8 protein-coding genes are annotated in these 12,204 nt (G+C 70.1%); 2 read left to right on the top strand and 6 right to left on the bottom strand.

From position 1 onward, the window contains the following. Positions 1-205: 205 nt before the first annotated feature. The 6 genes from FB157_RS45955 to FB157_RS45930 all read right to left on the bottom strand — a co-directional run bounded on the left by FB157_RS45955 (position 206) and on the right by FB157_RS45930 (position 11,226). Positions 206-3,379 (bottom strand): Helicase associated domain protein, encoded by a 3,174-nt coding sequence (locus FB157_RS45955; RefSeq protein WP_261387038.1) that lies wholly within the window; start codon positions 3,377-3,379, stop codon positions 206-208. Positions 3,380-3,510: 131 nt separating this feature from the next. Further along, positions 3,511-4,539 carry a TniB family NTP-binding protein gene (locus FB157_RS45950; RefSeq protein WP_145887646.1) on the bottom strand — a complete coding sequence of 343 codons (1,029 nt, stop codon included), beginning with the start codon at positions 4,537-4,539 and terminating at the stop codon, positions 3,511-3,513. Next, entirely contained in the window at positions 4,533-6,785 is a 2,253-nt protein-coding gene (locus FB157_RS45945) for a DDE-type integrase/transposase/recombinase (protein ID WP_145887644.1), read from the bottom strand. The genes FB157_RS45950 and FB157_RS45945 overlap by 7 nt, the downstream gene beginning before the upstream one ends. Then, the gene (locus FB157_RS45940) at positions 6,782-7,600 is read right to left on the bottom strand and encodes a TnsA-like heteromeric transposase endonuclease subunit (protein WP_261387036.1); all 819 of its coding nucleotides are present in this window, start codon (positions 7,598-7,600) and stop codon (positions 6,782-6,784) included. Before FB157_RS45940 ends, FB157_RS45945 begins: the two co-directional genes overlap by 4 nt. Before the next feature lie 33 nt (positions 7,601-7,633). Further along, a complete protein-coding gene (locus FB157_RS45935; protein ID WP_145887642.1) occupies positions 7,634-10,666 on the bottom strand; it encodes a DEAD/DEAH box helicase in 3,033 nt (1,010 codons plus the stop codon). Next, positions 10,663-11,226 carry a hypothetical protein gene (locus FB157_RS45930; RefSeq protein ID WP_145887640.1) on the bottom strand — a complete coding sequence of 188 codons (564 nt, stop codon included), beginning with the start codon at positions 11,224-11,226 and terminating at the stop codon, positions 10,663-10,665. Before FB157_RS45930 ends, FB157_RS45935 begins: the two co-directional genes overlap by 4 nt. Before the next feature lie 153 nt (positions 11,227-11,379). Here FB157_RS45930 and FB157_RS45925 point away from each other — a divergent pair, with 153 nt between their 5' ends. Beyond that, a complete protein-coding gene (locus FB157_RS45925; protein ID WP_145887638.1) occupies positions 11,380-11,673 on the top strand; it encodes a hypothetical protein in 294 nt (97 codons plus the stop codon). A gap of 134 nt (positions 11,674-11,807) precedes the next feature. Next, the gene (locus FB157_RS47865; protein WP_186581998.1) at positions 11,808-11,975 is read left to right on the top strand and encodes a hypothetical protein; all 168 of its coding nucleotides are present in this window, start codon (positions 11,808-11,810) and stop codon (positions 11,973-11,975) included. Positions 11,976-12,204: the final 229 nt, after the last annotated feature.

The raw sequence follows: 12,204 nt of genomic DNA, 5'->3' as shown, positions 1-12,204 counted from the left end.
AGGCTGATAGCCCCGTCCGGGCGATCCTCTTGTCCCCGCAGCAGCTCAAGGAGGGCGAGTTGCGCCTGGAAGATGTAGCCCAGGGCTGACGCAGATGCCTCATGCGCGGAGGACGCCATGGCTACAGTCTCCCGATTCCGATATTGCCCTGTCCAGGACGCCACACTAATCGAACGTGCGTCTGACGGTGTCGCTGTTGTCGGTTCTATCGGGGGTGGATGCCGATGGTGGTGAGGAGATGTTGCTGTTGGGGGTGCAGGCGTGGCCAGTTGCGGTGTTGGGTCTGGATCCATGAGGTGATGCGTGGCGGGTAGGGCTGGCCGGTGTGGTGGCAGGTTTGGGCTTGGTGGTAGGTGCGGTGCCAGTGGTAGGGCCAGGGCGGGTTCCACCAGGGGTCGATTTCGTTGAGGGTGTGCAGGGTGGCGGGGGAGAGGCGGCGTTGGCCGGCTTTGCGGCGTTGTTGGATCAGCCAGACCCCCAGAGGGAACCCGTCATGGTGCGTGCTTTTGGGGACGCAGAGGTTGCCGGTCTCCTCAGCCCAGGCGCGGGCGTGGGCCAGGCCGGGGCTTGGCGGGTAGGAGCGGGTCGCTTCGCGGCGCCGTGCGGGTTCCCGCATGTGCGGGGTGATGCCGATGTCGGTGAGGAGCGTGCGCTGCTGCGGGTGTAGCCGGTGCCAGGCCGCGCGTTGGGCGGATGCCCAGGAGTTGGTGGTCGTGGTGGTGCGGGCGTGGTGGTAGGCGCGCTGCCAACGCATGGGCCAGGGCGGGTTCCACCAGGGGTCGAGCGTGGTCAGGGCGTGGTGGAGGGCGTAGGGGGTGTTCGTGTTCTGGGCCAGGAGGCGTTGCCGGGCGAGCCAGGGCCCCAGGGGAAAGCCGTCGTGGACGGCGCAGTACGGCGTTGCCAGACTGCCGTGCGCGGCTGTGTAGCTGCGGGCGTGTTCGAGCGCGGTCTCGGCGTACGGGCTGAGGGGCCGAGTGCGGGTGCTCTCCTCGGTGAGGCCGATGTCGGCCAGGAGGCGCTGCTGGCCGGAATGCAGGTCGGCGTAATGCCTGATCTGCCGGAGTAGCCAGGCCCGCTCGGCGGGGGCGAAGCTGCGGAACTCGTGCGTGGCGTCTAGCTGGTGGCCGGCCTGGACCTGCTGATGAATGTGCTGCCAGGAGTGCTGCCATGCTAGGGACCAGGGCGGACACCACCACGGATCGACCGCGGTCAGTGTTTGCGCGGCGACAGACTTGGGCGCGCCCGTGTCGGCGTCGGTTCGGGCGTGCTGGCGTTGACGGCGCAGCCACCGCCCCAGCTCGAACCCGTCGTGGACGGTGTTGATCGCGGCAGCGAGAGTGCCGTATGCCGAGTGGTAGGAGCGTGTGTAGCTAAGTCCTGTGGCGAAGTCGGCCTCGTTCTCTGCGGGCCGGGCAGCGGCGTCACAGGCCCGGTCCGCGCTCAAGCCGATTTGGGCGAGGAGGTCCTGCTGGTCGGGCTGGAGGGTGTCGTACTGGGCGCACTGGTTGGTCAGCCACGTGGCGAGTGTGCTGCTGGTGCCGGGGAAGCCAGCCGTGGCGTCCAGGACGTGACCGTCTTGGACGTGGGTGTGTGCCTGGTGCCAGGAGCGCTGCCACTCCAGGGTCCAGGGCGGGTTCCACCAGGGGTCGATCGCCGACAGTGCCAGCGCGCGGGAGGAGCGGGCGCCATGACGTAGCTGGTAGGCCCGGTCTTCGCTGCGCTGGTTGGCCAGCCACTGCCCTAGCTTGAATCCGTCCTGGACGGTGTCGGCGGTCGCGTTCACCAGCGTGCCGTGGGCGCGGGCATAGGCGCGTGCACCCGCGAGGGTGCGTTCGAAGTGGGTGGCCATGTGCTTGCGGCGAGGCCGGGCCGCCTGTACGGCCTCAAGGGTGAGGCCGATGTCGGACAGCAGGCGCTGTTGCGCGGGGTGCAGGTCGGCGTAGCCGGTGCACTGGTTGTAAAGCCATTCGCCCAGACCGAAGCTGGTGGCGGGGAAGCCGCGCTCGGGCCGCAGGCCGCCCCAAGCGCGGGCATGGTCGCGGGCTTCGTAGTACGTACGCTGCCACATCACCGTCCACGGCGGCCGCCACCACGGATCCAGCGCCTCGAGTTCCGCGACGTGCTCGGGCGGCACCGCCGGCGACTTCCGGTGGTTCGACAGCCACCGGCCCAGCGCAAACCCGTTGAACCGGCTGTGGATCGGTGCGGCAAGGTGGCCGTGAACGATGGCGTAGGCGCGGGCGTGGGCCAGGCCGGTTGTGAAGGACTGGTCCGAGGTGTGTCGGAGTCCCAGGTGCAGCCGCGCACCGTCCGTCGTCTTCTCGTCCTGATGGGCGGCCTTCCGGTAGGCGGTGAGTTCGCGGGCGATGGGGCGGGGCCGGTGCGCCATGTGCAGCGTCCACCCAGGGCCCGCGACGGCAGAGCCAGTGCCAGCCCGTACGCACTGCTGCACCCACACCAGCAACGGACCTGCCGACGTGGACGCGAGCCGGTCAGACAGCCAAGGCCGCTCTGTGGCACGCGCCAGCTCGGCGACCAGACCGGGGGCGTACGTGAGAGTGTGCGGGAGATGTCCGCCGGTGTCGGCGAGCAGTCGCTGCCCGGTGCGTTCGTCGGTGAGGACCGAGGCGAGGGCGACGGTCTCTGGGTAGGTGACCGCGTCTCTGGTCAGCAGCCGCCACCAGCCCGGATCGGCCCCTGCCGGCGCACTCTGGCGTGCCCGTTGCGGCCACTGCTCTTCTTCGGGCCACTGCTGCGCCCACCAGGAGACGACCACGGCATGGGCGACCTCGAAAGCCTCGGACGCGTCCGGCCGATGGCGCAGCAACTGCAGGTGCCGCCGGTGCGCCGTGACTATTTCCGGCAGCCCTGTCAGGTCGATCTGCTCGGTGTCGGCCGGCGCGCCGTCGATCCAGTGGGTGCCGAGCATCCAGCGCCCATGGCGCGGGCAGATACGGGTGTGCGGCTGCAGATAGAGCCGGGCGGGCTTGGTACGTCCGGTGCGTGCGGCCGTGCACAGTCGGCAGCCTTCCCCCGCGTCCGGCACCACAGTCCCGAAGCGGAACCGCCCGGCTGCCCCCGCCCCGGCGGGCGAGACGGGCTCCTGGGCGGTCCAGGCGGGCAGGGCTCGCTGAAGGATCTCCTCGGGCACGCGACTGAACGCGGAGATGCGGGCGCGGGCTTCGGCGTTGAGGTAGACCTCGCCGTCCATGCGGTAGCCCTTGAACAGGCCTCCGCCGACCTGGAGGAGTGCGGGGATGAGGTCTCTGGCGCCGAGCCGGTAGCGGTCGGCCAGCCGGTCCAGGTACGACAGGTTCGTCTCGCCCTGCAGCGGCGCGAGCCGTACCGGTCCCGGTCGCGCCGCTGCTGTCCGCGGCAACTGCGGCTGTGGTGGAGGAAAGTCGGGCATCAGGGAGCAGAGGTCGTTTCCTGGCGGGTCCGGATGTACCGGCATCCGGGCGCTCGCCGAACGGGGGTTCAGGACGGTCGGTTGAGGCAGACGCTTGCCGGTCAGGGCTGGCGTTGCGTGGGCGTTCGGCGGCGATGCGGTGCCCGGGCCCGTTGTTCGGCGGCGGTGTCGAGCTCGATCTGTTCGAGCAGCCTCTTGGTGATCTTTTCCGTGCCGTCCAGCAGGGACACGAGGGCGGCTTCACGGATGAGGTGGGAGAGGCTGCCCATCCGGCCTCCGGTGCGGGCGTGCAGGTAGGCGGCGTGCGTGACCAGCGCGCCCGGCCGGTGATGGCGCAGCCGCAGCGCGCTGTCCATGCTGTTCACCAGGTCATTCCAGATCTGCTGGTCCGCGCTGCTGCCGTAGCGTAGGGGCTGGTTGCGCACGATTTTGAAGCGGCCAGCGAGCTGGGAGCCGCGCACGCCGGTCAGCAGGGGTGAGGCTTCGACGTCGATGCCGGAGTAGACGAAGGTCGCCGGGATCCGCTCGCCGAGGTACTTCAGCTGGTCGGAGGTCTCGGCGCCGGCCCGGCTGCGGGTGTCCATCAGGTGCACGTCGTCGACCAGGACCAGCTGGGTGCCCAGCTCGCACAGCAGCTCGCACACGGCGTTGGTGATCTGGATCTGGTTCATCCGTTCCAGGGCGGGCAGGCCGAGGAAGCGGGCGAACTCGCTGATGAGCATCTTCGGGGTGGAGGACGGCGGCACGGTGATGAACAGCACCGGCAGACGCCCGTCCTGGTTCGGGTGGCGGCGCCGATCGGCGAGTTCCACGGTGCGGCCGAGCTGCTGCATCGCGGTGGTCTTCCCGGTGGTGGCCGGCCCGGAGATGATCAGGCCGCGCCGGGCTCCGCCCTGCTGGCCGCGGTTGAGCAGCAGCAGACGGCGTACCGCGGTGGAGAGGGCGTCCATGGCAGGGGTCTTCAGCACCACGAACCGCGCGTGGTAGTCCTCCCGCTGCTCCAGAGTCCATTCCTGGTCGCCGGCGTCCCGTGCCGGGGCGTGGGGCGTGTCGACGAACTGCTGCCACCCGTCCCACGTGGTCAGCGGACTGAACGTGCTCGTGGTGGCGGGCTGCGCTGTTGTCACCATGCCTGGGCCTCCATGTACGGGTCGTAGATGCGCATGCCGCCCGCCCCGGCGGCGTCCGGCGTCTGCTCAGCGGCCTGGTCCCGGGCCGTTTCGGCCGTCGGCCCGGATGCTTCGGCCTCATCCGCGTGGCCTGCCGCGGCGTCCTGGCCGTCGGCGAGGGCGGCGAGAAGGTAGTCCTCGCCGTCCTGGTTGTCCTCGACGTCGTCCAGGCTGTCGTCGGCGTCCCAGCCGTCGGCATCTGGAAGCGGGACGGTGAAGGAACCGGGCAGCCCGAACGAGGCCCCCGGCGCCAGAGGCGCAGGCCACTGCTGCGGGGTGGTGGCGGGGGAGGGATCGGTCATCTGCGCGGCCGCCTGGGCCCGGGCGGCCACCGTCCGCTCTCGTCTGCTGCCCAGTCCCTGGCCGGCACGGCGCAGCAGCGCATCGAGTGCCTGGGCGATCGCCGCCTCGTGCTCTTCACGGCCATGCCGGCGTTCCACGGTGCGGCGGACGTGGTCGAAGGTGAACGCGGTGAACGGGCGCCTGACCGCCCCCGCGTGGACCCACGGCACCTCCAGCCATCCCTCGGGCAGGCGCACCCACACCCGGTTCGGGTCGTAGGGGTTGTGGTGGATCTCCCACCGTCCGTTCTTGTCCGCCCGCGGTGAGCGGCGGCGCCGGTAGGGCTTCAGGCCGGGGTGGTCGTAGGTGCGGTAGCCGAATCGGATGCCGTAGTCGTTGATCGCCTGCCACCGCAGGGGCAGCAGCTCGACGTAGTCGTCGGCGGACAACGGCACCGGGACATGCCCCGTCACCGCCACCAGCGCCGCCCACATTTCGTTGGGTGAGACGGCGACCCGCGGCATCATCGGGTGCCGCAGCGCCTCGTGCCGGCGCTCCTGCCACCCGCAGATGACCCACTCGTCCAGCAGTTCCTGAAGCTGCGCCAGGCTCCAGCAGGCATCCTGCTCCGCGGCCGCGCCGCGCTGGGAGACGTCCGAGCCGGTGTGGCCCGGCAGGTACTGGCTGAACCCGTCGGCGATGGCACGGAAGGTCCGCTCCACGTTCCCCTTCGCCGGGCCGTTCGCCGGCGGCACCGGCTGCACCGATACCCCCAGGCTCTCGCACGCCGAGACGAACGAAGCCGACACATACACCCGGCCCTGGTCCACGACCACCGTCTCCGGCATGATCACCGGCCGGGCAGCCGCCCCCTCCAGCCGCGCGTCCAACGCGATCAGCCGCTCATACGGGATGACCGACCGCTGCATGGACAGCGCCGCGTCCCAGCCCGGCCGCATCGCCGTCGGCACCACCATCTGCGCCAGCAGCATCGCCGCATCCACCGACGTCGTGCCCACCGGACGCACCACCGCCGCGCAGATGCTGCGCGTCGCCACATCCAGCGCGATACACAGTTCAAGACGGCCGGTCACACCGTCGTCCAGCACCGCCATAACGTCCAGCGGCGTGCTGTCCAGCATCACCAGCTCACCCGGCCGCAGCGCCACCGTCGGCGTGAACGGCGGCGCCGGCCGCGACGCATGCCACCGCCGCTGCGCTGCTGTCCCCAGCAGTCCCTGCCCGTCGGCCACCGCGTGCACCAGCCGGTTGAACGTCGACGCCGGCGGCAGGGCCACCGCCCCGGCGCAGTACTCCTCCTCCAGCAGCCACCCCACCTGGCGCCGCAGCCGCACCAGCGTGCCCGTCGACCGCTCCCGCTGTCTCTCCAGCACCTTCCTGACTGCCGCGACCACCCGCTCATCGGCCCGCCCCAGGGCCGATCGCTCCCGCACCGCACGGCCGTCGACCAGCCCCCACAAGCCCTCGCTGCGGTAGCGCGCCCGCATCCGGCGCACCGTCGCCGCACTCGCCGCCCAGCCCGCCGCCGTCAACTCCTCAGCCTTAGCCTGTTCCCGCTGCGCCATGCTCCGCAGCGCCGGGTCGAACTGCTCCCGCGGGGCGCCCTGCTCGACCGTGTCAGGGAAGCCGGTCTCCACCTCCCGCACATGCCGCTGCCACGCCAGAGCCCGCTCCCGCACCTGCTCCGGCAGCGCCTCCAGCAGCCCGAAGGGCGGCACCCTCCCCGGCGCCGGTCCGCCTTCCACCTCGAAGGACGGATCGGCGAACAAGTAGGGCAGCAGCACCACCGCCGAGGCGCCCTCGTCACTCACCAGCGTGGCCCGGGCACCTTCCAGCACGGCGAGCGTCCATACCCGTCCGTCGTAGCGAAGACGCGCCCCGACCTCGACAACCGCCTGCGTCACGCCGCTCCGGCCTCCTGCCGTGCGACCGAGACGACGGCACGCTCGTGCAGCGGTTCGTCCAGCCGTACCCGCAGCACACCGCTCCACAGCGCGTGAAACACCGCAGGCCACACGGCGATCGGTTCACCGAGGTCACGCACCGCCTCCACCGCCGGCCGCGGACTGCCGAACGCCTCTGCCAGAGCCGGTATCCCCGGTCCTGCCGCGTACCGGGGATGCCGGTAACCCGCCAGCCACCGCACATTGGCCACCAGCACCGGATCCGGCGGCCCCGCGAGCCGGTAGGACCAGCCCGCTGCCTTGGCGGCAGCCGCCACAACCCGTGCCCGCTTTGCCAGCCGGGCGGAAGGGCCGCTGCGTGCGGCGCAGTCGAGCAACAGGCCGCCGCCGTCCTGAAGCCTGGCCATCAGCTGCGGCGCATGACCGACGACCTTGCCATTCTCACACCACACCAGCTCCACCGGCCGACAAGCCAGCGCCACCACCGCCGGATCCCGGTCCAGCAGCATGAGCTGGGTCCGCATGACGCCGGACCCGTACGCCACCAGCCGCCCGGTGGTCGACGACCACCACCACCCCGGAGCGACACGTCGCCCGTACCGGACGGGAAACGACCGAATCACAGGACAGTCCTCGAAGACGACGTCCTGCGCGGCCTCGAGCCACGCGACCTGATGTGCCTTCCCCAGAGGATCCCGAAAGCACGCGTCGACCCGGCCGGTGTCCACGGCTGCGACGGGCACCTCGAAATAACCCGCCGTATCTGCGGCCCCACCATCAACTCCGCAATGCTCCATACCCGAAGCCAAGTACATGAGCAGAAGTGCAGATGTTCCGATCCTCGCCGCTCACTCGAACGAGTGAGAACCGTGCGCTGGTGGCGTGATGTCTGCGGTGGGCCCGGCAGGATTCGGCTGGGCAGCAGCCCGGAGTTCGATGTCCACGATGTTGGAGGCGACTTCGTCCTTGCGCCACCTCTCGGGGGAGTTGTGGCGGACCAGGCCGCCCGCGTAAGCCATGCGCAGCAGTTCGGCCTTGGTGTGGTTGCGCATCAGCTCGTTCATGCGCCTCACCCGTTCCTTGCCTGTCTCGCGCTTCTCCTGCGCCAGCTCCGCCTCCTGGTTGTGCCGTTCCTGTACCTGGCTGCTCGGCGGCCCGGGCTGGACGGGGCTGTCGTCCATCGGAGTTGGGACACCGGACTGGCCCGACACCGGTGCGGTTTTCGCCCAGGGGAGCCCCAGCGCTGCGATGGTGGCCTGCTGCTTGACGGTGAGCTTGTCCCACCTCGACTTGGTGTTTGAGACCCAAACGCCCAGTTTCACGATCACCGATTCCATCTCGCCGTCGACCGTGATCTGTTCGCTGTGCCCCCTGGGCACGGGCCGGTCCGCGCCTTCCCGCTCCACCCACTGCGTGAGGGCCGCCATGCCCCGCTGGAAGGCCTGCTGCGCCTTCGTCAGTCCGCTGGCCGCGCGCTTGGCTGCCGGGGCGGGAGACGGCGCCTCGGTGGGCTTGATGCCCAGCTTGGACAGCCGCTCTTGCTGCTCGGTCGACAGTTGCGCCCAGGTGGCTGGCTGTTTCTGTCGTTCCAGCCATCGTCCGATGTCGTCGCCGTCCATGAGTACGCCGGGTGCGATGTCGGGGAGGCTGCCGTCGGCGTCGACCAGGTCGGCGAGGACGCGGTAGTGGCGTTGCCAGTCCAGGGGCCAGGGGCAGTTCCAGTCCGGGTCGATCGCCTCCAGCTGCTTGGCGCGCTCCGCCGCGCGCTTCGGGTCCTTCCCGAGACCGCCCTTCCGGCGCAGATTCGCCAGATGCTGCCCGATGGGCACCATCGCCTCGCCCTCGCCCCACACCTGGTCCTGACGAGGCGCGAGATGCCCGGTGGCCCGCCGGTACGAGCGCAGGGCGGCCAGCTTGGCCTCCCACGCTTCCTCGCCCGGCTCCCAGAGCATCCCGGCCTCCGGCAAGTCGAGCAGCGTCTTACGCCGCTCCTCCAGCTCCCCGGCCCGCAGCGCCTTCCGCTGCTGGTGGACCCATCGGCCAAGCGGAAACGCCTTCGTCGCCCCGACTTCGACCTCCACGTCATAGGGCACGGCGTAGACGCCGGTGATCTCGTTCTCCGCCCGCCACCGCAGCAGCGCCTGGTAGCCCTCCAGCCACACCAGCGACTCCGGCCGGTAGACCCGGGTGCGCAGGAACGCGGCGATCGTCGCCGCGTCGCGGGGAGAGGAGAAGTGCAGCAGGGCGGACTCGGCAGCGGCGTCGGTGTCGTCCTGCTCCTGGTCCTCGCCGTCGCCCTCTCCACCGGCCCCGACGATCCGCCCGTCCTCATCGCGCTGGAGGTGGACTTTGCGCTTGCCGCTGGTGAGCGCGCGGGAGGCGAGCTGTTCGACCAGCCGTTCATCGTGACTGCGCAGGCCTTGAAGCACGGCTACGAGCGGCTTGAAGCTGGCGGAGGCGACCATGTCGGTCGGGTCCTCGCCGGGCTCCAGGAACACCGGCACAATGATCCTGGCCACCTTCGTGCTGCCGTCTTTGTTGAGCCGGAGCGCGCGGCCGATGTTCTGCACGATCTCCACCTGGGAGCCGCGGGTGTCGGCGAAGCAGACGGCCTCGACTCCCCGTTCGCCGGTGATGTCGACGCCTTCCCCGAGAACGCGAACGCTGGCGAGGAAGGCGCGGTGGATCCGGCGCCCGGCGGCGTCGATGCCGTTGGCGAACTGCCTGATGACCTCGCGCCGCTCGGTCACGAGGTGGTCGCCGCACAGCCACGCCGACCACACGCGGTCCGGGGGTACGTGGCGGCCGGCCTCGAGTTCGTAGAACTCCGCGTCGATGGAGGATTTCGGCAGTTTGTCGGCGGCGGCGAGGTCGTCGTCCGTGGCGTCGTTGAGGTACAGCTCGGCAGCGGTCTCCGGGAGCTTCTCCGCGAACGCCGCCGCTTCCTCAACCTTCTGGTGGAACGTCATGACCGTACGGAGGTTGTACGCGGCGGCGTGCTCCAGGAGCGCGGTCTGCAGGAGCGCCAGGCGCCGGCCGCGCCGCGCCTCTTCCGACTCCCCGAGCACGGGGGAGGGGTCGCGGATCTCCAGGACGTCGATCTCGAACCCCGCGAGGATCTCGCGCTCGATCGCCTCCGAGAGTCCGAGCTCGGCGAGCCACGCGCCGTAGGTGCCCTCCGGGTCATCGGCCATGGTCGCGATCTCCGCCTCCTGGCCCTCCGCGCCCTTCTGCGGGCGGGCCGCGGCGAGGATGCGCGGCGTGGCGGTCAGGTAGAGCCGGAAGTCGGCGGGGATGCGGGCGTTGTCGTGGATCGCCGCCCACGGCCTGCCAAGATCGCCTGCGGTTGAGTGGGCCTCATCGATGATGGCGAGCGAAAAACCGTCCATCCGCTGCCCGTACAGGCGCTCTCCGCCCGCCAGAGCGGCCTCCAGCGGCCCGCGAACCTTCCGCTGGTCCATCGGGTCGTCGAAGTCCTCGCGGTCCACGAGAGAGGCGTACGTGGCGAACACGATGACCGGCCCGTGCCCCGCCCACAGGGCCAGCTGGATCGGGTTGGTGGTGGTGCGCACCCCCAGCTCGTTCAGCACGGGGTCGTTCTCCAGTGAGCACACGGCGACCATGGGGGAGCGGTGACCCACCGCCCGCCATGCTTGGGCGGTCTGCACGAGCAGGTCCAGGGTCGGCACGGTGACGAGGATCCGGCCGCCCTGGAAGCAGTCCAGCGCGCACGCGGCGGCGGTGATCGTCTTGCCTGATCCGGTCGCGGACACGATCGTTCCCCGCATCCCTCCCTGGGGCACAGGTGATCTTGCAGGAAATCCGACCAATTTCCGGAAGCTCGACTTCTGTTGAACCTGATGTTCTCGGAGCTGGATCAAAAGAGTTCTCCCGGCTCAGGAAGGATTTGTGTGACGGAAGCGATTCGGTATCCGCCGCGTTGATAGACGCCGTCCCTTCCATGCACGGCCCAGGCCCGCTCGGCCGCTTCGCCAGCTGACGCGGCCATCAGATGCATGGCGGGGGCGGGCATGTCTGAGCCGGAGCAGCCAGCAGTCGGCCGAGCATTGACCCGGTAGACGCGATGCCGAGAGATTTCCGGACCCTCGACGCCGGACCGCTCGGCCTCGGCCACGTCTGTCATCAACCGCTTCAGACGCTGCTGTTCATAGCAGACGGCACGCGAGTCGCGGCAGGGCGCGTACGCGGCCATCCGCTCCCTGTCCACGAGAGCGGCGATCCGCTCCCACTGAAGGCGCCGCAACTCCGCGATGAACAGCTCGCTCAAGTGATGCGGCTCTGCAGGGCACACCCGTGCACGCCCGGCGCGTTCCTGCGCCAGGCGCACTTGCACGGCCACCTGGTGTCGATCGAGTCCGGCGGCTTTCGCGACGACTCCGAGCCGGGCAAGCTCGTGCGGAAGATACTCGTAGATCAACACGCAAACCGCCCCCCACCGGATGTCCCCGAATTACGCCAATGCTACATGCTGCATCACATCGAGATGCAGACATGCGAAACTCCCGGGAAAGGCCCCTACACGAGTCTTCCTTCCGCCCTGATGGTCGTGGCACATCGGGGTACACGGCCCCGCATGGCACCGAAGACCGAACGTATTCAGTTCCTGCGGGCCATGCGGCAGCTGCACCGCGTCCGCTCCTTCTACGCCGGGGGCGCCCTGCTGTGGGCGGTATCCGCGGCCTGGGCCGGCTGGCAGTCACCGGGGAGTCGGCAGATGTGGGTGTCCGTCCTGCTCCTGGCCGTCTTCACCGGTCTCCTCGCCACGGCGGGCCTGTCCCTGCGGCGTCTCGCGGTTCCCGTGACGGGCCGGCCCGCACATCACGCCGCCTCGCACAAGGCTGCAAGTACCCGCCACGCCCACGCCTGAGGACCCTTCAGTGTGCTCGCATGACTCGTCAGGCTCCTGCCTGGCGAGTCATGCGACTTCGAAGGCGCGCCACCCATGTCTGTGGCGGCGGGGGCCGGGCATACGGGCTTCACTTCCTATGAGAGGGGCTTGTCATGCTCGGCATAGTCGCGGCAGTGCTGTTCTTCATCGCGTTCCTCATCAACGCGGCCGAGATCAGCACCAATCACACGTTCTCGTCAGTGAACGTCATGCTCCTGGGGCTGACCGCGCTGGCCCTGCATGTTGCGGGAATCGGTAGTACCTGGGCTCGTAGACGCTGACCAGGCGTCAAGCCAGTACCCGCAGAGGCAGACCCCGCCGCCTGTTGCTGCGCGGGCCGTAGGCCCGTTGGGCCGCCCCCGCGCAGCGGGGCCGGCCGTCGTGGCGCGTAGCGCCACCCGGTGACCGGAGCGCAGCGAAGGGCCCCGAGTGGGGGCGCAGCCCCCACCGCGCCGGGAGCGCAGCGGACGGAGCGTCACCCGCCCAGCGCAGCAGGGCGGGTGAGCAGAC

It is taken from the genome of Streptomyces sp. BK340 (genome assembly GCF_007827595.1).
GTDB lineage: Bacteria > Actinomycetota > Actinomycetes > Streptomycetales > Streptomycetaceae > Streptomyces.
Note: the sequence above shows the minus strand (reverse complement) of the source record. Positions and strands in the feature narration are given on the sequence as shown.

What these genes read in the sequence shown, in the direction of transcription:
- FB157_RS45950 (WP_145887646.1), bottom strand. Translation starts at nt 4,539, where the DNA reads ATGGTGACAACAGCGCAGCCCGCCACCACGAGCACGTTCAGTCCGCTG.
- FB157_RS45940 (WP_261387036.1), bottom strand. Translation starts at nt 7,600, where the DNA reads ATGTACTTGGCTTCGGGTATGGAGCATTGCGGAGTTGATGGTGGGGCC.
- FB157_RS47865 (WP_186581998.1), top strand. Translation starts at nt 11,808, where the DNA reads ATGCTCGGCATAGTCGCGGCAGTGCTGTTCTTCATCGCGTTCCTCATC.
- FB157_RS45925 (WP_145887638.1), top strand. Translation starts at nt 11,380, where the DNA reads ATGGCACCGAAGACCGAACGTATTCAGTTCCTGCGGGCCATGCGGCAG.